At 45.2% G+C, this 24,023-nt stretch carries 23 protein-coding genes; 14 read left to right on the top strand and 9 right to left on the bottom strand.

Annotated features, from left to right (window positions below):
• The first annotated feature begins 41 nt into the window (after positions 1–41).
• The 3 genes from nlpI (at position 42) to LNL84_RS03135 (ending at position 2,925) form a co-directional block, all read left to right on the top strand.
• Positions 42–974 carry a lipoprotein NlpI gene (gene nlpI / locus LNL84_RS03145; protein WP_244355214.1) on the top strand — a complete coding sequence of 311 codons (933 nt, stop codon included), beginning with the start codon at positions 42–44 and terminating at the stop codon, positions 972–974.
• A 140-nt stretch (positions 975–1,114) separates the two neighbouring features.
• Positions 1,115–1,528, top strand: coding sequence for a MarR family winged helix-turn-helix transcriptional regulator (locus LNL84_RS03140; RefSeq protein ID WP_244355213.1), 414 nt, complete (start codon positions 1,115–1,117; stop codon positions 1,526–1,528).
• A gap of 47 nt (positions 1,529–1,575) precedes the next feature.
• Positions 1,576–2,925: an MATE family efflux transporter gene (locus tag LNL84_RS03135; RefSeq protein ID WP_244355212.1), complete on the top strand. Its 1,350-nt coding sequence runs from the start codon at positions 1,576–1,578 to the stop codon at positions 2,923–2,925.
• A gap of 35 nt (positions 2,926–2,960) precedes the next feature.
• Here LNL84_RS03135 and LNL84_RS03130 read toward each other — a convergent pair whose 3' ends face one another.
• From LNL84_RS03130 to LNL84_RS03120, 3 genes are all read right to left on the bottom strand, one after another.
• Positions 2,961–3,839, bottom strand: coding sequence for a U32 family peptidase (locus tag LNL84_RS03130; RefSeq protein ID WP_244355211.1), 879 nt, complete (start codon positions 3,837–3,839; stop codon positions 2,961–2,963).
• Between the two features lie 18 nt (positions 3,840–3,857).
• On the bottom strand, positions 3,858–4,871 hold the full coding sequence (gene ubiU, locus LNL84_RS03125; protein WP_244355210.1) for a ubiquinone anaerobic biosynthesis protein UbiU: 1,014 nt from the start codon (positions 4,869–4,871) through the stop codon (positions 3,858–3,860).
• Between the two features lie 141 nt (positions 4,872–5,012).
• On the bottom strand, positions 5,013–7,052 hold the full coding sequence (locus LNL84_RS03120; RefSeq protein WP_244355209.1) for an EAL domain-containing protein: 2,040 nt from the start codon (positions 7,050–7,052) through the stop codon (positions 5,013–5,015).
• Positions 7,053–7,233: 181 nt separating this feature from the next.
• Here LNL84_RS03120 and ubiT point away from each other — a divergent pair, with 181 nt between their 5' ends.
• The 7 genes from ubiT (at position 7,234) to LNL84_RS03085 (ending at position 11,582) form a co-directional block, all read left to right on the top strand.
• The gene (ubiT, locus tag LNL84_RS03115) at positions 7,234–7,755 is read left to right on the top strand and encodes a ubiquinone anaerobic biosynthesis accessory factor UbiT (RefSeq protein ID WP_244355208.1); all 522 of its coding nucleotides are present in this window, start codon (positions 7,234–7,236) and stop codon (positions 7,753–7,755) included.
• Entirely contained in the window at positions 7,745–8,260 is a 516-nt protein-coding gene (locus LNL84_RS03110; RefSeq protein WP_244355207.1) for a GNAT family N-acetyltransferase, read from the top strand. The genes ubiT and LNL84_RS03110 overlap by 11 nt, the downstream gene beginning before the upstream one ends.
• 141 nt (positions 8,261–8,401) lie before the next feature.
• On the top strand, positions 8,402–8,824 hold the full coding sequence (locus tag LNL84_RS03105) for a DNA polymerase III subunit psi (protein WP_244355206.1): 423 nt from the start codon (positions 8,402–8,404) through the stop codon (positions 8,822–8,824).
• Entirely contained in the window at positions 8,817–9,269 is a 453-nt protein-coding gene (gene rimI / locus LNL84_RS03100) for a ribosomal protein S18-alanine N-acetyltransferase (RefSeq protein ID WP_244355205.1), read from the top strand. Before LNL84_RS03105 ends, rimI begins: the two co-directional genes overlap by 8 nt.
• A 179-nt stretch (positions 9,270–9,448) precedes the next feature.
• Positions 9,449–10,240, top strand: a complete 792-nt coding sequence (locus LNL84_RS03095) for a hypothetical protein (RefSeq protein ID WP_244355204.1) — start codon at positions 9,449–9,451, stop codon at positions 10,238–10,240.
• Between the two features lie 183 nt (positions 10,241–10,423).
• Positions 10,424–11,191 carry an SDR family NAD(P)-dependent oxidoreductase gene (locus LNL84_RS03090; protein ID WP_244355203.1) on the top strand — a complete coding sequence of 256 codons (768 nt, stop codon included), beginning with the start codon at positions 10,424–10,426 and terminating at the stop codon, positions 11,189–11,191.
• A gap of 13 nt (positions 11,192–11,204) precedes the next feature.
• Positions 11,205–11,582 (top strand): hypothetical protein, encoded by a 378-nt coding sequence (locus LNL84_RS03085; RefSeq protein ID WP_244355202.1) that lies wholly within the window; start codon positions 11,205–11,207, stop codon positions 11,580–11,582.
• Positions 11,583–11,638: 56 nt separating this feature from the next.
• Here LNL84_RS03085 and LNL84_RS03080 read toward each other — a convergent pair whose 3' ends face one another.
• Positions 11,639–13,246, bottom strand: a complete 1,608-nt coding sequence (locus LNL84_RS03080; protein WP_244355201.1) for a transmembrane adenylate cyclase — start codon at positions 13,244–13,246, stop codon at positions 11,639–11,641.
• Between the two features lie 269 nt (positions 13,247–13,515).
• Between LNL84_RS03080 and LNL84_RS03075 the strand changes: the two genes are divergently transcribed.
• On the top strand, positions 13,516–14,640 hold the full coding sequence (locus tag LNL84_RS03075) for a BamA/TamA family outer membrane protein (RefSeq protein ID WP_244355200.1): 1,125 nt from the start codon (positions 13,516–13,518) through the stop codon (positions 14,638–14,640).
• Between the two features lie 50 nt (positions 14,641–14,690).
• Here the strand turns inward: LNL84_RS03075 and LNL84_RS03070 are convergent, their stop codons facing one another.
• On the bottom strand, positions 14,691–15,881 hold the full coding sequence (locus LNL84_RS03070) for an MFS transporter (RefSeq protein WP_244355199.1): 1,191 nt from the start codon (positions 15,879–15,881) through the stop codon (positions 14,691–14,693).
• Positions 15,882–16,282: 401 nt separating this feature from the next.
• Between LNL84_RS03070 and prfC the strand changes: the two genes are divergently transcribed.
• Entirely contained in the window at positions 16,283–17,872 is a 1,590-nt protein-coding gene (gene prfC, locus LNL84_RS03065) for a peptide chain release factor 3 (protein ID WP_244355198.1), read from the top strand.
• Positions 17,873–17,949: 77 nt separating this feature from the next.
• Here the strand turns inward: prfC and LNL84_RS03060 are convergent, their stop codons facing one another.
• The 4 genes from LNL84_RS03060 to LNL84_RS03045 form a co-directional block, all read right to left on the bottom strand.
• Positions 17,950–18,915 carry an ABC transporter permease gene (locus LNL84_RS03060; protein ID WP_244355197.1) on the bottom strand — a complete coding sequence of 322 codons (966 nt, stop codon included), beginning with the start codon at positions 18,913–18,915 and terminating at the stop codon, positions 17,950–17,952.
• A gap of 2 nt (positions 18,916–18,917) precedes the next feature.
• Positions 18,918–20,042, bottom strand: coding sequence for an ABC transporter permease (locus tag LNL84_RS03055; protein WP_244355196.1), 1,125 nt, complete (start codon positions 20,040–20,042; stop codon positions 18,918–18,920).
• Positions 20,039–21,610, bottom strand: a complete 1,572-nt coding sequence (locus LNL84_RS03050; protein ID WP_244355195.1) for an ABC transporter ATP-binding protein — start codon at positions 21,608–21,610, stop codon at positions 20,039–20,041. The genes LNL84_RS03055 and LNL84_RS03050 overlap by 4 nt, the downstream gene beginning before the upstream one ends.
• Positions 21,611–21,791: 181 nt before the next feature.
• Positions 21,792–22,787, bottom strand: a complete 996-nt coding sequence (locus tag LNL84_RS03045; RefSeq protein WP_244355194.1) for a BMP family lipoprotein — start codon at positions 22,785–22,787, stop codon at positions 21,792–21,794.
• Positions 22,788–23,103: 316 nt separating this feature from the next.
• Between LNL84_RS03045 and LNL84_RS03040 the strand changes: the two genes are divergently transcribed.
• Together LNL84_RS03040 and LNL84_RS03035 are read left to right on the top strand one after the other, a co-directional pair.
• The gene (locus tag LNL84_RS03040; RefSeq protein WP_244355191.1) at positions 23,104–23,226 is read left to right on the top strand and encodes a DUF5363 domain-containing protein; all 123 of its coding nucleotides are present in this window, start codon (positions 23,104–23,106) and stop codon (positions 23,224–23,226) included.
• A complete protein-coding gene (locus LNL84_RS03035) occupies positions 23,219–24,001 on the top strand; it encodes a TatD family hydrolase (RefSeq protein ID WP_244355189.1) in 783 nt (260 codons plus the stop codon). The genes LNL84_RS03040 and LNL84_RS03035 overlap by 8 nt, the downstream gene beginning before the upstream one ends.
• Positions 24,002–24,023 lie beyond the last annotated feature (22 nt).

Here is a 24,023-nt window from a genome sequence, read left to right as displayed (position 1 = left end):
GTCGCCCCCTTTTTTGTGCGCGTTAATAAGGAGAGTTATACGTGAAGTGGTTTCAGTTTTTTAGTTTAGGCCTTCTAGTTACCTTAACCGGATGTGCATCAAACTCGGCAGATATGGACAAACAGTGGTTAAATCCACCGATGGCCGTCCCATTGCAAGCCAACGTGCAATATGAAATCCAAGTAGCGCGTTTAAGCCAGCTGTTGCAGCGCACTGATCTTGAAGATAACGTACGAGCAAAAATGCACTTTGAGCGAGGTTCGTACTACAACAGCTTAGGGTTAAGAGATCTGGCTCAACTCGATTTTAATCAATCATTACAATTGAACCCTGCTCAATCTGTGGTATTTAACCAGGTTGGTCAGTACTTTACACAAATCGGTGACTTCGACTCTGCTTATGAAGCATTTGATTCGAGTTTAGAGCTTGATCCCGCCAATTCTTATGCCCTGCGTAATCGAGCGATAGCGCTTTATTACGGAGATAGGCTACCTCTAGCCATCGAAGGTATGACAACGTATTACAAAGAAAACCCAACGGACCCTTATCGAGCGCTATGGCTCTACATTATCTCTCGTGAAGTGGGCCCGATGGAAGCCTCGATAACCCTAGAGAAACGTTATCAAGCTCGAAACGATGACTGGGGCTGGATACTAGTGGCCTTGACTCTCAACAACATCACAGAGGAAGAAGCTTTCAAAGCTGTGTTAGCTGGGAGTAGAGATAACACGGTTCTGGCTGAACGTCTCACAGAAGTGTATTTTTACCTGGCAAAAAGGCACCAAATTGAGGGCCAATATGCAGCTGCGGTATCTATGTATAAATTAGCGATCGCACAAAACGTTTTTGATTACGCTGAGCATAAGTACGCATTTTTGGAGCTGACAAAAATTTTCGAGCAAGTCAGAGCTGAGCAGTTGCAAAAAGCCAAAGAAGAGCAAGCTCAAAAAGAGGCTGCTGATAGCGAAAGCTAACGAGATAATCACGACCTAATAGAGTTGAACTTATCCATTTTTTCAAAAGACACTGGTCAATAAGCCGGTGTCTTTTTTTTTTGAATAAGTGCGATTATTGGCATAATATAGTTAGCCAGGCTAACTAATTGAGCTTGCCAATGACTATTGAAAGCAATTTGGAAAAAATTGAACGTCTGACCGCTAAGGTGTGGAGAGTATCGAAGAGTCACGATCCCCTCGCGCATCTGAGCTTTAATGAATACGATTATCTTAAGAGCATTCAGTTGTCTAAAAAGTCGATACGACTGACCGATCTTGCGCTGGAAATGAATGTATCGAAACCATCTGCAAGTAACATGGTAAAGCGCCTAGAGTGTAAGGAGTTAGTGGAGGTGGTTAACTGCTCTGATGATGCTCGGGTAAAAAGAGTCAGGTTAACCGCCAAAGCAGAACAATCGCTATTGTCTGAGATTGAAATCTATAAAACGATTGCAACTAAGCTATGCTGCAAGCTGAACTCTAATGAAAAAAAACAGCTCGATTCCTTACTAACAAAAGCGTTTCGCCAATGATTATCACGCTTTATTCTGTGCGATTAGCCATCCGATAGAGAGACGTCATGCAAACATCGATTTACCGTCAATTCGGCCGTTACGCTATCCCGACAATTGCCGCTATGCTCGTCAATGGCTTATATCAAGTCGTTGATGGTGTTTTTATTGGCCAATATATGGGCAGTGATGGCTTAGCCGGAATCAATGTCGCTTGGCCTGTTATAAGCATCATCCTTGGTATTGGGATGATGATAGGTGTGGGTACAGGGGCATTGGCATCGATAAAACAAGGTGAAGGTAAACTCTGTGAAGCGAAGCAAATACTGGCAACTGGTTTAATGCTATTGGCTTTTCTAAGCCCAGTTGTAGCAGCACTATTATGGCAATACTCAGATCTGTTTTTGCTACTTCAAGGCTCGCAGGGACAAATGCACGTATTGGCAATGCAATACTTAGATATCTTGATATTTGGCAGTGTGTTTAGCTTAGGCTCGATAGCGGTCCCTTTTCTACTTCGTAATGACGACAGTCCAAATGTGGCGACAGCTTTAATGGTGCTGGGGGCATTATTAAACATCGTCTTAGACTACCTCCTGATTGCTGTGTGGCAATGGGAACTAACAGGCGCGGCGATTGCAACCATGCTCTCTCAAGGTGTGGTCACGATCTTTGGTGTCGCCTATTTCTTCTCTTCTAAGGCCAACTTAAGATTACGTGCGTCTGATTTTGTACTTCAGCTGCAGTGTATTCCTCGTATTGTCAGTATTGGTATATCCAGTTTTTTTATGTACGCCTATGGCTCATTTATGATCGCCATACATAATATGCTATTTGCAGACTACGGCTCAGTGGTATTGGTAGGGGCTTATGCCATATTGGGCTACATCGTTACACTCTATTATTTGATCGCAGAAGGGATTGCCAATGCGATGCAACCACTGCTGAGCTTTAACTATGGAGCGCGCAGACAAGACAATATGAAAAAGCTGTTCAATGTGGCGATGCTAAGTGCCGTCATCGGCGGGCTTATTTTTGTTGTCGCGTTGAATATTTTCCCCTATCAATCGGTCGCAATCTTTAATTCAAGCGACCAAGAGCTTATTGACAGTACCGTGACGGGGATCAGGCTACATCTATTCTCTATGTTCTTAGATGGTTTTATTTTGATTGCCGCAGCGTATTACCAGGCGATCAATCATGGCGGCAAAGCGATGTTCGTCACCATTGGTAATATGCTGATTCAATTGCCTTTCTTGTATGTCCTGCCAAAGCTGTTTTCTATTACCGGGATTTGGATCGCTTACCCGTTATCAAACATTGCATTGAGCTTGATCGTCGTGTGGATGATCGCAAAGGATTTAAAAGCGTTGTCTGTGCAAAACACCGCTCAAGCTGAGGTCAACAGTAAAGTATAGAGCCTGATGCGAGTGCATCAGGCCATTTACGGGGGTTAGATTTGCTTAATGTCCAAGCCAGGGATCTGATGCCAGTAGCCGTTGCATTGACGGTTGAGGGCATCAACAGGCTGCAGCCCGTTTTGGTTGGCTTTGAAACGATCAACTTCAGAAAAGGTGTCTACGCCCAGTGGACTCAAGCGCACCACATCCACCAAACCTTGCATACTTGGTAAGTCGTTGACAAGATTGTAGCAGTAGCCAGACTGAGTTTGGATACCATTGAGGTTAAACACCGATTGACCTTCCTGGCTTTCAACCTGAAGACCTGTCGGGTACTTAATACAGCAGGTTTCACAATCGTCTTTAGCTCGGTTTTCAGCGCGAGCAGTAAAGCAGCGCGCAGAATACGCGAGCGGCAGGTAGCCATAACTGAAAACTTCGACCTCAAACTGATTGCGAATCCCCAAGGTTTCTGCCTGCTGTAACACATTTACTAACCATTCACGTGATAGTTCAACAGGCATACACCAACGAATCATGCCCTGTTTAGCAAATAGGCTCAGCGTATGGGCGTTGTAGGTGTTAACGGCAGGACCCACGATAAAAGGTATTTTCTTTTCGCTGGCCAGTTGTATTGCCGACACGTCATTGGCTTCAATGGCAAAGTCACCGTTGTCGATGTACTTCTTCATGACACTGACTTCGCTTGGAGCTTCCAATAGTGCCATTGTTGAAAGAACCACTTGTTTTCCGGCCAAGGATAGTTCTTTGGCGACGTCAAACCAGTGTTTGGGTTTCATCTCGCGACGCTTCGAGCATACAGATTCACCCAGATAAATGATATCAGCAGAGCTTTCTTTGGCTTGTTGGTAAAAGCTTTCTACATCTTGCTTGGGCCAGAAATAAAGCAAAGGGCCTAGTGCGTATTTCATATTCTTTCTGTCCCTTATTTATTGCCACTTACGGTGGTAAGCACCCAAAGTGGTTTGCGTACCTTCTGAAACATTAGCCAGAGCTGCATTCCAAGCTTGTTTCACCTGGTATTGCTCTGGATCGCGCTGATAGAGATCAATCGCTTCACGCCAAGTTCGAGTTACCTGTTCAACATAGGCTGGGCTGCGTTGACGCCCTTCGATTTTCACCGACGCGACCTTCGCGGCAAAAAGCTCAGGGAGCATTGATAGTGTGTTTAGGCTCGTCGGCTCTTCTAATGCATGGTAGCGCTTACGCTGGCCATCCACTTCGGCTTCAAAGCGACCCTTGCATAGCGTTGGGTATCCTGCATTTTCACCAGCAGAATAACGATCAATTAAAATGTTATTTAAGCGAGACTCAAGGCCTGATTCCGTTTCTTGCCAGCGCACAAACTTGGCCGGAGAGCAGGCGCCAACCGTGTTAGGCGACTCACCCGTTAGATAAGACGAAAGGTAACAACGTCCCTCCGACATGATGCACAGGCTGCCAAATGCAAACACTTCGAGCTCAACCGATGACGTCATATTACGAGAGAGCTGTTTAACTTGATGTATTGACAGTACTCGAGGTAGGACAACGCGTTTAACATTGAAGTTTTGCTGATAATAGTCGATAGCAGCCACGTTTGTCACTGATGCCTGAACAGACAAGTGAAGTTCGAGGTGCGGGTAAGTTCGAGCCGCATACTCAAGCACAGCAATGTCTGCAATGATGAGAGCGTCTACACCTAAGTGAGCGGCTTGATCGACGGCGTTAGTCCAACGCTCAAAGCCATCAGGGTGGGCAAAGGTATTTAATGCGACATGGATTTTCTTCCCATGGTCATGGACATACTGAACAGCACGTTCGAGCTTTTTGCCTGTAAAGTTCAGGCCAGCGAAGTGGCGTGCATTGGTGTCATCCTTAAAACCGATGTACACCGCGTCTGCACCGCAATCGATCGCTGTTTTTAAAGCAGGGAGGTTTCCTGCTGGGCATAAGAGTTCCATATACTCATTACCATGTTTCCGAGTAGAACCCGCATTTTATGAAGAAATATGAACGGCAAAGTTGATGTGAGGCAGGTTTAGGTGAATAAACAATGCTTTTACCCCCGAAGGGGTAACATCTATGAGCGAGTTTTACGGTGGTTAGTTTCTGTGGCGGCGACTATGGGCAAATAGAGCTTCAATTTCATGCTTGGGTTGTGGGCGATGAAAGTGGAACCCCTGGATCGAGTTACATTTGAGGTTGGACAGTAGAGTAGCTTGATGACGAGTCTCAACACCTTCCGCTACCACATTTAAGTTCAATGACCGACCTAAGTTAATGATGTTTTCGATAACCGTTAACTGTTTGGGTAGTGTGTCTATATCAGAGATAAAGGCTCGGTCTATTTTGAGTTCATCAATGGGAAAGTGTGCCAGATAAGACAAGGATGAGTAACCCGTTCCGAAATCATCGATAGATAATGCAAATCCGAGTTTCTTAATTGCATCAAGCATTTGCAATGTATGGTCGCTGTTGCTCATGACAGCACTTTCGGTGAGCTCAAAGGTAATACAGCTAGGATCGAGGCCGGTTGACGCTAACAGACGCTGCATGTAGTCAATGAGTTTAGGATTTCCAAATTGTTCTGGCGATAAGTTGATTGCCACACGGCCAGGTAAGATGCCTTGCAGCTTCCAACGCTTGACGGTATTAAACACATCCCTCATAACTACCCGCCCTAAATGTTCAATAAGACCTGCTTGTTCGGCAACCGGAATGAAGGTTGCAGGACTGATGTAGCCTTCTACTGGGTGTTTCCAGCGCACTAGTGCTTCCGCGCCATTGATGCTGAAATCTCGAGCATTAACTTTTGGCTGGTACCACACTTCTAAGCCATTTTGTTGCAGGGCTTTTTGCAGTTCAATCTCAAGCCATAAGCGCATGCGCGCTTCTTTGTTCATTTGATCATTAAACTTAATCAAACGGTTCCGACCGCGGGCCTTAGCTTCATACATTGCGGTATCGGCATTCTGCAGCAGTATTCTTGGATCAATACCGTCTTGCGGGAATGAAACACTGCCAATTGAACATGCAAGTCTTTTGCTAAAGTGATGCAAATCAAAGGGTTGATTGATGAGTGAGATAATGCGTTCAGCCAGTTGTTCGACTAACTTAGAGTTCTCCGAATCTGGCAAGATAATGCCAAATTCGTCCCCTCCCAAATGAGCCAAGATGGCATGCTGTGGTAGATGACGCCTTAAGCGAGTTGCAACCTCTTGAATAACTCGGTCACCAATGTGGTGACCTAGTGAATCATTAATATTTTTGAAGTTATCAATATCAAGATACAGCATCACCAAAGGGGTTTTGCTTTGAACCAACTGATCTAAGCAGCGCGAAAAGCCGAGGCGATTATACAGCTTGGTCAGGTTATCGATGTTAGCGTCTTCATAGTGAGAATCATTAGGAGTCTCTGCCAGCGTATTATTTGGCTTAAGAAGTAACAGTTGCGTGTTGTTTTTTAATTGCAGTGATTGGTCTGCGTGTACCAGAGCTTTCTTTTTTTCCCCAGACTTACATTGCACGATGCTCTGAATTGGATCGTGACGCGGAGCACTGATAGAAACAATGTTAAGAGGGTGGTAGCCATCTTCATTCAGCAGTATCTGACTGAGGGGTTGGCGGATAAGTTCTTCTGTGGAATCGAAGCCCAGTATATCGACTGCCGCAGCATTGGCAGAAAGGATACGGTCTTGATCTATCAGCAGCAATCCATCTGGTAACAGTTTGCACAGATTAGAGAACTTGATGTCAGACTCTTCTAACGAGCTGATTAATGCGTGTTTCTCTGAAGTATCGATAGCATGAAAAATAATAAACGATTCGCTATCGCCAACAAGCAGTGGAGCAACGCTAAAATGCAGACTGGTTTCAACACCAGACTCATTGAGTTTAACTTCTGCCTCTAAAGATTCCCCTTCAAGTGCTTTTTGGTAGTAAGGCTTTAATTGCGAATAGAAACGCTCCCCCAAAATTTGCAGATCGTTCATTCCAATCAAATCATTGTGGGTGAGTCCGGCCACATCACAATACCGATCGTTGACCATACAGTAGTGATGTTGCTCATCCAAAATAGCAAAAAAGAAAGGGCTATTAGATGTGAGCTTTGCAAAATAATCCTTTAACAATTTGGATGACATCAATGTACTACCAGCTCTTAGAAGAGTTTAATTAATCAATAACCATTCCACTATAACTGTGATTTATCAGTTAGGAAAGTAGACTCGCAAAAGCATTGATTATTTGATACATAACAGGACTTTTTTTAAGCGTTCACTTATGATGAACGCCATCATTTATACAAAATAACGGAAAATGGACGTGTTAAACAAGATCCACAGTCAGTTGGTTGAAAATGCAGCATTGATTTTGAGAGCTCCGCTCCAATTATTGCCTTCAGCCATTCAAAATAAGGCTCTTTTAGAGGGACTAAAATCCGTATTTAAGGAAGCTTTAGTCGATGGGGATTTCGAGTTTCTAGAAGATAAGTGGCTTAAAGTGAATGTCCGAGATCTTGATTTGAGTTGGTATATTAGTTACGAAAATGAACAGCTGATAGTTGCCGACAATGCTGTCGAAGAAGATGTGAGTTTCAGTGGTAACCTCAATGACTTGGTCCTGATTGCTGGTCGAAAAGAGGATCCTGACACGTTATTTTTTCAGCGACGTTTGAGTATTGAGGGTGATACGGAATTAGGTTTAGAAGTTAAGAATTTGATGGACAGTGTTGATTTTGACGCGCTGCCTAAGCCTATGTTAGCGTGCCTAAACCAATTGGCTGATTTTGTGTACAAAGGCGTACAAACATCAGCAAAACAGAGTGAGACCATACATGCTCATTAGAACCGAAGCCCCAGCTGATATCCTTCCGACAGATGCGTTATTGAAGTCGGTATTTGACACCGATGCTGAAGCTAATTTAGTTATGAAACTTCGTGAAAATAGTCGTCGAACCCTGTCACTAGTAGCGTGCAATGATGATGGAGAGATTGTTGGTCACGTTATGTTTTCACCTGTCACTGTGGCTGGTGTTGATAACAACTGGCAAGGGCTTGCGCCTCTAGCGGTAAAAAAGGAATACCAAGGTCAAGGCATTGGTTCTCGTTTGATTGAAGAGGGGTTATCTTCGCTTCGTGAATTTGGATACCCGGTGTGTGTGGTACTTGGCGACCCTGATTACTATTCTCGTTTAGGCTTTAGCGCTGCTAAGGACGTTGGACTTAATTGCCAATGGGACGTGCGAGAAGGTGCGTTTCAGGTTCAATTTTTAACAGCAGAGATTGACACGAACAGGCACGCTAAGGGCTCAGCATTAGTTGAGTACAGCGCTGAATTCAGCGAACTGTAATCGCCTTGCGACAGTTAGGTGATTAGATAATCATACGCAAAGATCACACATCAACGTAGAAATGGCGCAGATTGGTATAATCAAATAGCGTCTGATAACATCAGCAACAATCTGAAACTATGAGCGAGCAATTCACGGAGTATGAATCAAGATAGACTGAAGCTTCAGCATATGGGCATTCAAGCTTGGGATGTGGCTCACCCAGAACGCCTGCAGGGTTTCGTGCCACAACCGATAGCGATTCCAGAGTCATGCCGATTGTTATTGGTTAGCCCTGAAAACCCTAGTGGTGAGCTGGCCGAATTTTACTCACGTATCTTAAAAGCGATGAAGCTTGAGTTATCGCAGTCTCGTCATATCGAACCTGATCACTTAGTTCGCATTCAAGCGAGTGGGCTTGAATGGATTTGGTTTGCTGGGTGCGAAAACGAGTCAAAGCTAACCGAGCACCTAGCGATGCAAGAATCGGCTACAAAATTATTGTCATCCCCCTTGATATCAGGTATCCAGGGGAATGATCACCAACGTCGTACCCTTTGGAATCAAATACGCTCTTATGAATAAAGTCTTTTCAACTCTTGATAGAGAGCACCTCGATTCGGTTTGGAGTATCGAACAACGCGCCCACACTCACCCATGGAAGTCCTCTATGATTTATGAGTTAAATGGTCGTGGCGCAATGAATTTTGTGCTGAGTGTCGATGGAGACGTCGTGGGATACTACTATGCGCAGCATATTGTCGGTGAAGTCTCACTGCTCAATATTGCGGTGTCCCCTTGTCATCAAGGGAAAGGGTACGGTAGGGAGCTTATCCACCATTTTCTATCACAATGTGAGCAGATTAATGCCGAAAGTGCTTGGTTAGAAGTCCGGCAAAGTAATCAGGCGGCAATAAACCTCTACCAGCACCAAGGTTTCAATGAAGTCGATCGTCGCAAGGATTACTACCCTTGCGAAAACGGTCGTGAGGATGCACTTCTCATGAGCTACTTTTTCCTATTTCAATAATAATAACCGGCACTTATCTATGGTTAGCTTCGAGTTGCCCGCGAAATGTAACGATTGTTCGGCTACATGGGAGGCGGTAGTATTCGCTTTACCGTATAGGTAGCTTACCCTTTGTTACTTTGCTGCCCTTTTTATATCGGCATACTGCGTCGCAGAATTCATGATATAGGAAGCGACCAATGCGTCATATTTCAACACTGTCAGTAATGATTGCTATGACGATAGCAAACTCTGCTTACGCACAAGAAGAGCAAGCAAATGATCCTGCGGATGTAACACGCCCTCAAACCTACCTTAAAGTGGACTCGGGAGCTAAAGGCAAAGATGGCCTAACTCGTGTTCAATTGAACATGGCTGGCTCATACACTGAAAGCATTGGTTACTTGGGGCAGTTTGAAGGTGATTTTCAAACCAATCTAGATGCTGGCGAAGGCCAAAAGCAGGACTTTGGAATGTCTCGTGTACGTGCTCGTTATTTTCAGGTTCACGCTACGGGTTCAGCATTGCTGCCTGAAATTGGTTTCTCATTGGATTACATCAATTACGATAAGAACTGGGTTGCGAAAAACTCTGGGGCGAAAGACACTGTCGCTGTTGGTGCGGTCGCTAAGGTCATTACACCATTCGACTCTTGGGTATCTTACCCAAATGTCACCGTGATGCGTAATGAGTATGATAACGGTCGTTCTGGTAATGGTTGGCAAGCCAACTGGTTTAACTCTTTTTATCTGACTGAAAAAGGTCATTACATTACGGCTAACCCGCAGTACGCCAACTACCAAAACGCGTTTGGTAAAAACGAACAATCATTAGAACTGAACCTTGAAGGTGGTATTCCCCTTACTTCAGATGGCAGTATCTGGGGTAACGTGACTTACTCTGAGCACTTCTTCAAAGCGGGTGGTGAATCACGCATGAAGCACCTAGATGGCAACCGTGAAGTGCGCCTCGGTGCGACTTGGTTCTTCTAACCAAATCTTAGTTTCCTCTCTAAGACCAAGGCAAGGAAGCCTTATTTCCACGTCTCTAGTTTACTTTCTCATTGTTACTGGATCGCATCCAGTTAATAACTCCCTTTGACTCGCGTGACGAGTTAAATTCGTGGATACAACGCATTTCAATATTGATTCCATCTCATCAAGAGGTTTTAGATTATGGCAATGCCATTTCAGCTGAAGGATAAAGTCATTGTTCTTATCGGAGGTACGTCTGGTATTGGCGAAGCGATTGCCCAGCGTTTACTGGATGCAAAAGCGCAATTGGTTATCGCTGGTACCGATGCGTCGGAAGAGGCCTTGCATACCCTCGATGCTATGTACGTTTATGCAGATGTAACGGACGAATTTTCCTTAAGTGAATTAATGGCCATCACCTATGAACGCTTCGGCAGAATTGATGTACTTGTGAATTGCGCTGGTTCCACGAATGGTTACAGTACGATTATGGAATCAAAGAAAGCGGAGTACGATGCTAATTTTGCGGTCAATGCGCTTGGAACGGCTTTAACTATCAAACACGCAGTGCCGTATATGCCTAAAGGCAGCAGTATTATCAATATAGCGTCGGTTGCTGGTACCCAAGGCGTGCCTTACTTAGGAGCGCTTGCCAGTTCAAAATGGGCAGTGTTGGGAATCACTCAAACAGCAGCAATAGAGCTTGGCAGCAAACAGATCCGAGTCAATGCTGTGTGCCCCACATCGGTGGATACGCCACGTGCTCATGCCGCTGGTGGTGAACCTCAATTGAGGATGGAGAAGCGTGCTGTACCTCTAGGTCGCATAGCGCAACCTAAAGAAGTGGCTGCCGTTGTTCATTTTTTGGCATCTGAAGACAGCAGCTTTGTTAATGGTCAATCCATAGGTGTAGATGGTGGCTTTAGTGCTGGAATGAGTATTGATGCTTACAACCAACTTGCGCAGTAATAGGAAATTATCAATGAAAACAATAATTCGAATCACGCTTTGCCTTACGTTACTTCTTAGTGCAAACAGTCATGCTTACTACTGTGATCAGGAAGCTGAAGGAGCTGTAGTCGGTGCGGTCGACGGTGCAATAACGGGTGCTATAGTCGGTGGGATTGTCGATGGCAGTAATGGTGCCAAAACCGGAGCTCTTATTGGCGGCGGAGCCGGAGCTGTAGGCGGCGCCATTGATGGTGCTTACTACGAAGGTGCCTGCGAAGTCGCGACCGATGTCATTATCGAAGATGAAATCATTGCCGAAGAATACATCGCGGAAGAGTATCTAGAGGAAGAAATCATCGAAGAAGAGATCTTAGAAGAAGAAATTTACGATGATGTCTTCTACGACTAGCTAGTTATCTAAAAAAGAGAGCCTCACCGCTCTCTTTTTTAGTTGTTTATCCGTCTTTATAGTCGCGCTAGTGCGCTCAGAAGCTTATTTTTAATTTCAGGACTAGATATGTAAGCACAAATATAGCGCTCCTCGTTACCTTCGAAGTCAGGCCTTAATTGAAGCATTTCCTTGTAGCTCGCTTGTGCCTGTATAAATTCACCTTTGTAGACTTGTATGATGGCTTTAAGCATTGGGATCCAGAATAAACGACGCAGTGATAGCTTACTAACTGCTTTGTCAGCGCCATCAAAATCATCCTGCATGATAAGGTGGACGATAGAAGCAATCGAGAACCAAGGAGGCCTAAATGGGTTCAGATCCTTCGAGTTTTGAATCAATTTTAAACCGCGCTCAAACTCGCCAGCCATGCAAAGTGCCCAGCCCGACAAGCCAATTTGGTAGGCTGCGTTAGGGTTAATGTCGAGTACTTTATCAACCGTCTCTAGAATGCCATTGATATCGCCTTTAACTTGGTGAGCCATAAGCATAGCGATTTGTGATTCTTGGTTGGTTGGCTCAAGCTCAACCGCTCTTTTTGCATGGCTTAATGCAGTATCAACGGCATTATCAACCTTATTCATGCCTAACATTTCGGCATCGAAATACAACACAGCCAGCATTGCATGCAGTAACGCCACATCAGGCTCACTTTGAACGGCGCTTAATAAAGCTTGAGTAGCCAGTTGATGCGTATCTTCGGTAAGCGTCATCAAATAGTGACGGTAACGTAGTGTTGCCTCATAGGTCGACAAGTGCTCGATACGTTTTTGATTGCAGCTTTGATAGATCTCTCGATGGATAATCCCAAAGCTTGACGCCAATTCAGCCACTATCTCAGCGATGATCTCATCTTGCATTTCAAAGAGGTCATCGGTGGTAAGGTCGCAGGTGTATTTTTCGGCCCAGACTTGTTCGCCAGTATCGGTGCGATACAGACGAGCGTAAACACGCATTTTATTGCCCAATGCTTGCATCGTACCTGATGTAATAAATGAGACTCCAAGTTTTTCACCTAGGCCTTTAACATCCGCTGAGGTTCGAGGATCAATATTGGTTTCCCCTAAAGCGTGCATGGAAACCACCTTCAGCATATCAAAGCGGGCCAGTTCAGTGGCGAGCTCTTCACCAAAACCGTCGGCAAAATATTGTTTCTCGGTGTCTTCTGACAGTGACAAAAAAGGAAGCACGGTGAGCGTTGGACTTAGTGGCTTTATAGCCAGGGTGTGAGTTGTTGTTTCAGTCACCGAGGGGACTGAAACAACTCTGGGCGTGAACATTGGACAATAGCGTCCTTTCGGGATGGTCAGAACAATAGGATCGTTGATGCCTTCTGTTAAATAATAGGTTTCCAGGGTGCGGCGAACTCGACCCGCTTGAATGCGAACAATCGGGTCGGCTTGATGATCAAAGTTGACGTCGCGATCAAACACCTCAGTTGCAATCGTGAACTGCTTGAGTCGATCACCATTACCATCGAGTGTTTGCGTTACAACGAATGTCAGCAGCTCCTTCATTTTCGGGCTCTGCTCAAAAGCTTTACTTGAAAGAATGCGTTGTAATTGTTCATTAATTTGAACTTTGTGTTCTTCAACTCGAACATCGAGTGGGGCTTGTTCTGACACCAGGGCAACTCTCTTGTAATTTAACAGCGATATTTTGCCACTTTATGAGTGTGAAACATAGCGAGAAGTTCATTGTTTTCTATGACATGACTCAGGTTATGGCATTATCAGCGGCGACAAATCCGCTTATTCTGTCTCGAGCTTCAAAGGTCTTGGATGAAAGACACTCAAACGCGATTGTTTCGATAAGTTTAGCGGAATAAGTACTTAGGTGTTATAACCTTACTGTATATTTGTTAACTGGAATACCTCTAGCAAGGAGTGCTTAAATGAACAAGTGGTCACTGATGTGTTTGAGTTGCGTACCTTTTGTGTCCTCTGTTAATGCCATGGATCAGTTTATTGACCCTCAAGATGGGATGCTGGATGTCAGCTCTTGGGTACTCGATAATGCTGTCGGTTTTATGCCAGTCCCGATTATTATTACCGACCCTGCGGTTGGTGTTGGTGGTGGCGCAGCTTTACTGTTTTTCCATGAATCAGATAAGCGAAAACAACTTCGTGAAGAAAATCCAGATGAAGTCGTCGGTTTGCCGCCGAGTGTTACAGCGGTTGCGGCCGCAGCAACAGCTAATGGCACGTGGCTGACAGGAGCCTTTCATTTTGGGTCGTGGCAAGAAGATACTTGGCGCTATCAAGGTGGCTTGTTTTATGGCTCATTTAATTTGAAATTCTACGAGTTTGATCAGCCGTTTGACTTCAATATTGATGGCCTCTACTTCATGCAAGATATTGATTATCGCATTGCCGGCTCAAATTGGTTTGTTGGGGCAAAGTACAGCATTTTATCCTCGAAGAGCACTTTCGATATTGGCAACATTCTTCCCGGCATTGATCCCATAGACTACGACATGAACGACGGCTCTGTTGAGTTAAAAGTCACTTATGATAGCCGAGACACCATTTTTACGCCTAATGACGGCCTTAAAGCCAAAGTGGGAACCTCGTTTCATAATCAATCCTTTGGCGGGGATGTGGACTATCATAAAACGCGTTTGCAAGCTAACTACTTTGCCCCAGTAACAAGTGATTTAGTTATAGGGTTACGAGGAGACTACCAAACTGTTTCTGAAGATGCGCCTTATTACGCACGGCCGTTTATCAACATGCGCGGTGTTCCGGCGATGCGTTATCAGGGAGATGACATGGCTTTGGTTGAGTTTGAAGCTCGCTTTGATATCACGCCTCGTTGGTCGTTAGTCGGGTTTACTGGAACAGGCAAAGCCGTCGAAGAGGGACAAAGCGTTTCGGAGGCAGATTATCGATCAATGGTGGGGGGCGGTTTTCGCTACCTGATTGCTCGACAGCTAAATATGCGTGCAGGTGTCGATGTGGCAAAAGGTCCAGAAGAGTGGGCGTATTACATAACAGTGGGTCATGCTTGGCAGCTGTAAAAAACAGAAAAAGGTCAGGAGTAGCCTGACCTTTACTAATTGAGCTGTAATTACTTTTTAAGTCGTTTCGCAAGCAAGGTGGTGACAGCCAGCACTAAAGTAACAAGAATGCTGGCAGCGCAATAGTCGACAACGGCAACAAAGCCACTAGCATCAATGAGTTGACCTGCGATAAAAGTACCGACACCAAAACCCAATGCCATAGCAAACATGAGCAAACCTTGCGTTAGCGCTGGTGAGCTTGGACTCAGTTCGTCGGCAATCGCGGGTATCACCATATCGAACCAGGAAATAGCTTGCATGAGCAGTACTATTAACAGTACCGGCACAAAGCTTGGAATGTTATTACCGACTGCAAGCCACAACCCAATCGCGGTAATTGCGTAGCAGGCAAAAGACACCATCCAGATAATGTATGGACTGCTTTTTTCCGCTAAACGTCCAGCAGGTTCGAGCAGTACCATTGTCAGTGCTGCAGAAGCGGCAAGACCAAATGCAGAGTGTCCTAGGTCAACATTAAAGACTTCTTTAATGATGATAGGACCAGTTTCCATCAAGTTACTGGAAGTGAACATCGAAACAAATACCGTACCCAGAAACAGGATAAAGGCGAGCAATCCGCGCTTTTTCGTCTGCGTTTGGGTGCTACTTTCGTCGTTAGTTTCTTGACTCGATTCTTTATCAACAACGACTTTTGGCGGTGGGGCGATAAAGACGGCGACGATAGAAATGCAAACCATGGACATCAGCACAAGTAGCTTTTGCTCATTTGACCACCCCATCAGGCTGACCAGTCCAAGTACTGAGCCCGCAATGACGATGCCAAGAAACTGAAATTGAAACAATCGGCTAAGGCCGCGAGCTTGCTGTTTTTCGGGCAGAGAGTTAAGCACGAAAGTAGGGTTTAATACCAACAAAGAGACTGTACCGATACCTATTGTCAGACCAACCAGTAGGTAAACAAGCGCTTGCGTTTGTGCAAAATAGAGCAATATTAGCGATAGTAGGTGTGATATAAGGGCCGCTTTTTGCATTTGTCTATGAATGCCATATTTATCAGCAAGCCAGCCAATCAGTGGTGCACTAACACCAAACAGACCGATCAGAGACATGACACTGCCCATAAGAGCACCGCTGCCAGTTCGTTCTATGATAATGGGGGTAAGTATAAGAGCAATCCCCACCCATTGCACGACGCCAATAGACATCTGTGCCATATACCAAGGCTTGTATGTTTTCATTGAGTATTGTCCGAAATTGAGTTGGCAAGCATTGCCAATGAGTAATGGTTATACCCAAATACAGCGCCCTACTGGTTTTGGGTATAACAACTAAACAATAAAGAGCATCGATAACAGCAAACAGAATGACGTATATCATCGCTGGCAGACAGTTATTAACGGTGTGTTACCTTGCGCTTGAAATGGGTTACCTAGTGATACTCGAATGCAAACGATGAGAAATCTTAGCGGGATCGCCTGAGTTGAAGCTCAGAAGGGCATTGCTTTTAAACTATTCGTTGAGAAACCGCGCCAGATCGGTGAAAATAGCGCCCAATTAATTTTAGACGCCTTCGAATAGTCTACCGACAACAGTCAGTAGTGTCGGTGTGCTGTTCCTTAAACCAAGAAGAACGTTATTCATGTCAAATCCAGTATTTCAGCAAGAAGTTTCTAAACGCAGAACCTTCGCTATCATCTCTCACCCAGATGCGGGTAAAACCACCATTACCGAAAAAGTACTTTTATTCGGAAACGCCATCCAAAAAGCGGGTACAGTAAAAGGCCGTGGTAGTGCCCAGCATGCTAAATCTGACTGGATGGAAATGGAAAAAGAACGTGGTATCTCGGTTACCACGTCGGTGATGCAGTTTCCGTATAACGATTGCTTAGTTAACCTTCTCGATACTCCGGGGCACGAAGATTTCTCGGAAGATACCTACCGTACATTAACCGCTGTCGATTCTTGCTTGATGGTGATTGATGCTGCTAAGGGTGTCGAAGACCGTACGCGTAAATTGATGGAAGTGACGCGTCTACGTGACACACCTATCGTGACCTTTATGAACAAACTTGACCGTGATGTTCGTGATCCAATGGAAGTGTTAGATGAAGTGGAAAGCGAGCTTGGTATGGCTTGTGCGCCAATCTCATGGCCAATTGGTTGTGGTAAAGAATTTAAAGGCGTGTATCACATTCACCGTGACGAAACCATCTTATACGAATCTGGCCATGGTCATGAGATTCAAGAAGTTCGTATCATTAAGGGGCTTGATAACCCTGAACTTGACGTGGCAGTTGGTGAAGATCTAGCGGAAAGCGTGCGTGAAGAACTAGAGCTTGTTATTGGTGCGTGTCCTGAGTTTGATTTAGACCTATTCCTTGCCGGTGAATTAACGCCAGTTTACTTTGGTACGGCACTGGGTAACTTTGGTGTTGACCATATGCTAGATGGCCTAACCAAGTGGGCTCCAGGGCCGCAAACTCGTCAGGCAAATGAGCGTGAGGTTGAATCCACAGAAGAAAAATTCTCTGGCTTCGTGTTTAAGATCCAGGCCAACATGGATCCGAAACACCGCGACCGTATCGCGTTCATGCGTATCGTGTCGGGTACTTACAATCAAGGCATGAAGATGAACCATGTTCGTACTGGCAAAAACGTCAGCATTTCGGATGCGGTAACCTTTATGGCTGGCGATCGTTCTCGTGCAGAAAAAGCGTATGCGGGCGATATTATTGGTTTGCACAATCACGGTACGATTCAAATTGGTGATACCTTTACGCAAGGTGAGAATTTGAAGTTCTCTGGTATTCCAAACTTTGCACCAGAATTATTCCGTCGTATTCGTCTACGCGATCCTCTAAAGCAAAAGCAGTTGCTAAAAGGCTTGGTACAGCTTTCTGAAGAAGGCGCTGTACAAGTCTTCCGTCCACTGCAAAACAACGATCTGATCGTTGGTGCGGTGGGTGTGCTTCAGTTTGATGTTGTTGTTGCACGCTTGAAGGCTGAGTACAACGTAGAAGCCATCTATGAGAGCGTAAACGTGGCAACGGCACGTTGGGTGGAGTGCGGTGATGCGAAGAAACTCGAAGAGTTCAAGCGTAAAAACCAACAAAACCTCGCTCTTGATGGGGGTGACAACCTAAGCTATGTTGCGCCAACAATGGTGAATCTAAACCTAGCAACAGAGCGATTCCCTGATATTGAGTTCCGTGCTACGCGCGAACATTAATTCGGCAATACAACCTGATAAAAAAAGCGCTCTTTTGAGCGCTTTTTTACATCTATAGAAACGTGAGTAATTCGTACTTACTCACGCTCTTTGGCGTAAGGAACCCCAATGGCTTTTGGTGCTATGGCTTTGCCAATAAAGCCCGCCAGTAGGAAGACTGTGAGCACATACGGAATCGCTTCAATTGCTTGAACTGGAATTGGGAAGTCTCCAATCTTAACCCCTTGTAGGCGAATGGCCAGCGCATCTAAGAAGCCAAACAGCAGACAGGCTCCCATAGCCGTAAATGGACGCCACTTACCAAATATCAGAGCAGCTAATGCCATATAGCCTTTACCCGCACTCATGTTTGGAATGAATTGAGCTGTCTGAGCTACAGACAAATATACGCCACCAATACCCACTAAGAGACCACAAATAGCCACGGCACCATAACGCATTCGTACTACTGAAATACCCGCTGTATCAACGGCGGATGGCGACTCACCAACAGCACGAAGACGAAGGCCAAAACGGGTTTTGAATAGTAGGTACCAAGCCGCAGGAACAATCAATACCACAAGGTACTCGAGTATCGAGTGACCGCTGATTAGCTCGGAGTAGAGCAAACCAAGTACAGGCACATCCGCTACCGCATCAGCACCAGGCAGAGTGATGGGGGCAAAACGAGCATCACCCGATAATGACGGTGTTTGGCCACCTTGGCTAAACCAGTGACGGCCGAGTGTAATGGTCAGGCCCGCAGCCAAAATGTTAATCGCCATACCACTGACGACCTGATCACCACGGTGCGTAATAGAGGCAAAGCCGTGCAATAGTGCCAGCAATACAGAGACGGCAATGCCGGCACCAAGCCCAAGCCATGCAGAACCGGTCACATGTGCCATTGCTGCTCCTGTAAAGGCTGCAGCTAGGAGCTTACCTTCAAGGGCAATATTAACGATACCGGAGCGTTCACAGAACATCCCAGCAAGAGAGGCAAGAATGAGAGGCGTCGATACACGAATCGTCGCGTCAAGCATTAGAATAATCGTTTCAAACATGATTAAGCGACTCCTTGCTGAGGTTTGACGTTTGGCTTAGCAAAAAACTTTAGGTAAGTGCGTTCTAATGAAGGTCTAAACATGTGTTCAAGTGCACCAGAGAACAAGATCACTAAGCCTTGCAGTACAACGACAATATTACGGTCAACACCATATTCAAAGCTAAGCTCCGCGCCCCCTTGATACAAGAACCCGAACAGCAAGCTTGCCAAGAGGACGCCGATAGGGTGGTTTCGTCCCATCAAGGCGACAGCAATTCCGGTAAAGCCAAACCCTTCGACAAAGTTAAGCTTAATTTGGTGTAGTTCACCTTGCAAAACATTGAGACCAAAAAAGCCTGCCAGCATGCCCGAGATAACCATAGTTAGGACAACAATCTTTACGTACTTGATGCCAGCATAACCTGCAGCAGAAGGATTAGAGCCAACGGCACGAATTTCGTAGCCCCAGCGAGAGTGCCACATAAATAGCCAAACAAAGACACAGCACAACAGAGCGAAAATAAAGCTCAGGTTCATTGGGCTAGGTGCGACATCAATACCGACCACCGCCAGTATTTCATGCATCTTAGGCAACCAACTGCTTGCGGCAAAGACTCGACTTTCTGTAGCCATGGTGTTTTCTGGTTTGAGAATATCCACCAGTAAATACGCCATGAATGAAGCCGCAATAAAGTTGAACATGATCGTCGTGATGACAATATGAGAACCGCGTTTTGCTTGAAGGTAAGCAGGAATAAAAGCCCAGGCTGCGCCAAATAGGCCGCCAGCGACGATAGCCACAGGGAAGGTGATCCACCAAGGCGCATATTCACCCAGCGTCAAACACACCAGGCCGACACCTAGACCACCAATATAGGCTTGACCTTCACCACCGATATTAAACAGGCCAGCATGAAATGCGACTGCAACCGCCAGACCCGTAAAAATAAATCCGGTGGCGTAATACATGGTATAGCCAAATCCTTCGGCGTACCCAAATGCGCCAGTCCACATGACTTTTGCCGCATCAATTGGATTGATGTCGATGTAAATAAATAGCAGTGCGGAGACTAAAAAGGCCACCAATACGTTGATGGCAGGTAGCAATGCCATCGTTACCCATGCAGGTACTTTTGCCTGACTCATTGGTGCTCTCCTTGTGCGGCGACTTTGTCTTGAAGGTGATCAGGGATGATATTAGCCATCATCAGGCCAATGGTTTTTTCGTCGGCATCTTTGATATCGATCTCGCCAACAATGCTGCCATCAAATACGACCAATATGCGATCAGAAAGACTCAGTATCTCGTCCAACTCGACCGACACAAGCAGTACCGCTTTATCTGCATCTCGAGCCGCAATAATTTGTTGATGGATATATTCGATAGCACCGATGTCAACGCCTCGAGTTGGCTGACCTACTAGTAAGACGTCAGGGTTTTGTTCCATTTCACGGGCGATGACGAGCTTTTGTTGGTTACCGCCAGAGAAGTTGGCCGTTTTAAGTGTGGTATCGTTGGGGCGAACATCCCATTTGTCCATGCTTTCTTGGCAAGATTGCTTGATAGCCACCTTATCTTGCAGCAGTCCTTTATTGTATTGAGGCAAATGGTGATAACCGAGAATGTAAGCTTCTTGTGCTTCAAACTTATTGATCAACCCTTGCTTATGGCGATCTTCAGGAATATGTCCAACACCGATTGTGCGTACGTGTTGAGGATCGCAAGCATGAGTGTGATCTATCGTATGACCATTAAGCTCAATGGAGCCTGAATGAGGTTTTAAAATACCCGACAACAAGCCGAGGATCTCAGATTGACCGTTACCTGATACGCCTGCAATACCAACCACTTCACCTTGTCGCACATTGAAATTAATGCGTTTAACGCGTTCAACACCAGAGTCATCAAAATACTGCAGGTCATTAACGCGAATCCGTTCTTTTTTCGGAGCTGCGATCTCTTTTTCAACCTTTAATCGAACCTTGCGACCGACCATCAGTTCTGCTAATTGCTCTTTGTTTGTTTGAGCGGTAACAACGTGATCCACCATCGCACCCTGACGCATAACAGAAATATTGTCTGTGATGGCGAGGACTTCACGCAGCTTGTGTGTGATGATCATGACGGTTGTGCCTTGATCACGAAGCTTGTCGAGAATTCGGAATAGGTGATCGGCTTCTTGTGGCGTGAGCACGCCAGTTGGCTCATCGAGAATGAGAATTTTTGCGCCACGATAAAGCGCTTTAAGGATCTCGACTCGTTGTTGAAGTCCAACGGGCAGCTGGCCAACGACTTTATCCAGAGGGACTTCAAGTCCGTAGTCTTTTGCAAGAGACTTTAGCTTCTTACGTGCTTTACCTAAACTTTCTTGCAATTGCCAACCGTCTTCCGCACCAAGTACGATATTCTCTAAAACGGTAAATGTCTCAACTAACATGAAGTGTTGGTGAACCATACCGACACCCGCTTGAATCGCTTCTTGCGAATTGGTGGGCTTATAAGGTTGGCCATTGACCCACATAGAGCCAGAATCCGCATGGTAAAAACCATAGATGATACTCATCAAGGTGGATTTACCAGCACCGTTTTCACCAATAATGCCGTGAATGCTGCCTTTGGGAACTTTCAAATCAATATCACGGTTGGCGTGTACAGCACCAAAGCGTTTATTGATGTCCTTAAGTTCAATGGCTAAAGATTGTCCCTGTGTCACTGGATACTGCCTTATAGTTTTATGTTCAAGCGGCTGAAAGATTAATATGAGCCATCATTTACAGCTCACTTGAGCATAATCTACTAAATTATACGCCGCTGTTTTTAGGCAGCGGCGTTGTTTATTTTGGTCACAGCCTAGTCAAAAAAATGGCCAAGCTGTTAATTGGAATCAATCACGATTAGAGGTTGCACGTGTTGTCAGACATGTAGTCATGAACAGCGATCTTGCCGCTGATGATGTCTGCTTTTAGAGATTCTAGGTATGCTTTTGATTCTGCGTCGACAAGTGACTTGTTATTGTCATCGTATGCCCACTCAACCGCACCTTCTTTAAGACCAAGAACTTTGATACCTGGAGCCCAAGTACCTTGCTCTGCTTCGTCCCAAGAGTTGTATGCAGCAACACCTACTTTCTTAACCATAGACGTCAACATAGTGCCTGGTTGTAGGTGGTTTTGGTTAGAATCAACACCAATTGCGAATTTGCCAGCGTCTTTTGCAGCTTGGTAAACGCCCATGCCCGTACCACCTGCAGCCGCGTAGATGACATCAACACCTTTAGAGAACTGAGACTTAGCTAGCTCTGAGCCTTTTGCTGGATCGGCAAACGCAGCAGGTGTAGAACCTGTCATGTTTTGGAATGTTTCGATAGAAGGGTTTGCGTGCTTAGCACCCTGGCGGTAACCACACTCAAATTTACGAATCAGAGGGATGTCCATGCCACCCACGAAACCAACTTTTGCAGATTGAGACTTTTTCGCCGCAAGTGCACCGACTAGGAAAGAACCTTCGTGCTCTTTGAAGACAATAGATTGAACGTTTGGCTTATCAACAACCATATCGATGATGGTAAATTGAATGTCTGGGAATTCAGTTGCCACTTTTTCTACCGCTGACGCCATATTGAAACCTACGGCTACAATTGGAGTAAATCCGCGGCTCGCTAGACGACGTAAACCCTGTTCACGTTGCGCTTCATTCTGAGGCTCAAATTCGCGAACTTTAATACCTTTATCGGCATTAAATGTTTTCACACCATTTTGAAAAACTGCTTCATTGAAAGATTTATCAAACTTACCAGCAGTGTCATAAACTACCGCAGGTTTTGCTGCGAATGCGCTGAAAGAGGAGACGGCCACTGCTAGTGCCGATAGTTTTAGAATAGTTTTTTTCACGGTCAATTCCCTTGTGTTGTTAAATGGTGACATTCAACATAGAGGTTAAGTTTTTTGCTATACACTTAATAGCGACAACTGATTAGCTATTGGTATGCGGCAGTGCTTGTGATCTGAGAGTACCCTGTCCCGAGACCGACAAACAATGAGACACATTTTATCGTTTGCATTTTCGAAAAAAAACCGTGTCTATCACAACACTTGCGCTTTAGATCACAAGTTAGTGATAAAATTCTGAATATGTGACGCCGTTTAATATATCGAAGATCACATATGATGTGAGTTTTGTCATAGATACCGATGAAAGAGAGGGAATATGTTTCGTTTAATTAAGCGCTGGATCGCAAGATATGATGCTTGGTGTGCCTCTATGGGCCTAACGCCAGAAAACAAACGTAGTTGTGTACCATTCAAAAAAGAACCAGAGCAGGATGATTGATACCCACTGCCATCTCGATTTAGTGGCCAAATCACTAGATATCGATACCGTCATCGAACAGGCTAAGATTGCAGGCGTTACTCACTTTATTGTGCCTAGTACTCACCACCTGAGTTGGTCGGCGGTGCGTTTGTTGTCAGAGCGTTTTTCGGGTGTCTATTACGCACTCGGTGTGCACCCCTTATTTATCAGTGAAGACTCTTTGGAGTACATGGGGTCTTTGGAGTCAATTCTGGTTCAAGATGCGAAGTCTCATCGCCGCTGCGTCGCGATAGGCGAGTGTGGTCTTGATTTTTTTCGTGGTCGAGAAAATGAAACCTTACAAACGGAAGTATTTCGTTATCAGTTAAAACTCGCCAATAAATGCCAACTGCCAGTCATCATTCATGCCCGTAAATCACATCAAGAAATTTTAGCGATATTAAAGCAGGAGCCCGTATTAAAAGGCGGCGTAATTCATGGCTTTAGCGGAAGCTTTGAACTGGCAATGTCCTATATTAGGCTTGGCTTTTATATTGGGGTAGGTGGCACGATCACCTATGAAAGAGCGAAGAAAACGCGCACAACCGTTTCAAGGATACCTCTTAACCGTATAGTGTTAGAAACGGATGCGCCCGATATGCCCATAGATGGTTATCAAGGCGATATCAATCAACCTAAAAGACTTAAGTTGGTGCTATCTTCGCTCAATGTGATGAGATGTGAAGATGTGCAAACGGTTGCCTCACAGCTAATAAATAATAGCAAAACCCTGTTTGATTTTTGTGATGGGTAGTTTGATAAAATGTTAAATTGAA

This window comes from Vibrio gelatinilyticus (assembly GCF_022836845.1).
GTDB lineage: Bacteria > Pseudomonadota > Gammaproteobacteria > Enterobacterales > Vibrionaceae > Vibrio > Vibrio gelatinilyticus.
This window is presented reverse-complemented; position numbering and strand designations above follow the sequence as displayed.

Excerpts from the sequence above, each read along its gene's own strand:
- prfC (WP_244355198.1), top strand. The coding sequence starts at position 16,283 with ATGTCAAATCCAGTATTTCAGCAAGAAGTTTCTAAACGCAGAACCTTC.
- rimI (WP_244355205.1), top strand. The coding sequence starts at position 8,817 with ATGAATAAAGTCTTTTCAACTCTTGATAGAGAGCACCTCGATTCGGTT.
- ubiU (WP_244355210.1), bottom strand. The coding sequence starts at position 4,871 with ATGGAACTCTTATGCCCAGCAGGAAACCTCCCTGCTTTAAAAACAGCG.
- LNL84_RS03060 (WP_244355197.1), bottom strand. The coding sequence starts at position 18,915 with ATGTTTGAAACGATTATTCTAATGCTTGACGCGACGATTCGTGTATCG.
- LNL84_RS03120 (WP_244355209.1), bottom strand. The coding sequence starts at position 7,052 with ATGTCATCCAAATTGTTAAAGGATTATTTTGCAAAGCTCACATCTAAT.
- LNL84_RS03055 (WP_244355196.1), bottom strand. The coding sequence starts at position 20,042 with ATGAGTCAGGCAAAAGTACCTGCATGGGTAACGATGGCATTGCTACCT.
- LNL84_RS03075 (WP_244355200.1), top strand. The coding sequence starts at position 13,516 with ATGAACAAGTGGTCACTGATGTGTTTGAGTTGCGTACCTTTTGTGTCC.
- LNL84_RS03140 (WP_244355213.1), top strand. The coding sequence starts at position 1,115 with ATGACTATTGAAAGCAATTTGGAAAAAATTGAACGTCTGACCGCTAAG.
- LNL84_RS03090 (WP_244355203.1), top strand. The coding sequence starts at position 10,424 with ATGGCAATGCCATTTCAGCTGAAGGATAAAGTCATTGTTCTTATCGGA.
- LNL84_RS03130 (WP_244355211.1), bottom strand. The coding sequence starts at position 3,839 with ATGAAATACGCACTAGGCCCTTTGCTTTATTTCTGGCCCAAGCAAGAT.
- LNL84_RS03105 (WP_244355206.1), top strand. The coding sequence starts at position 8,402 with ATGAATCAAGATAGACTGAAGCTTCAGCATATGGGCATTCAAGCTTGG.
- LNL84_RS03070 (WP_244355199.1), bottom strand. The coding sequence starts at position 15,881 with ATGAAAACATACAAGCCTTGGTATATGGCACAGATGTCTATTGGCGTC.
- LNL84_RS03095 (WP_244355204.1), top strand. The coding sequence starts at position 9,449 with ATGCGTCATATTTCAACACTGTCAGTAATGATTGCTATGACGATAGCA.
- LNL84_RS03135 (WP_244355212.1), top strand. The coding sequence starts at position 1,576 with ATGCAAACATCGATTTACCGTCAATTCGGCCGTTACGCTATCCCGACA.
- LNL84_RS03110 (WP_244355207.1), top strand. The coding sequence starts at position 7,745 with ATGCTCATTAGAACCGAAGCCCCAGCTGATATCCTTCCGACAGATGCG.
- LNL84_RS03040 (WP_244355191.1), top strand. The coding sequence starts at position 23,104 with ATGTTTCGTTTAATTAAGCGCTGGATCGCAAGATATGATGCTTGGTGT.
- LNL84_RS03085 (WP_244355202.1), top strand. The coding sequence starts at position 11,205 with ATGAAAACAATAATTCGAATCACGCTTTGCCTTACGTTACTTCTTAGT.
- LNL84_RS03035 (WP_244355189.1), top strand. The coding sequence starts at position 23,219 with ATGATTGATACCCACTGCCATCTCGATTTAGTGGCCAAATCACTAGAT.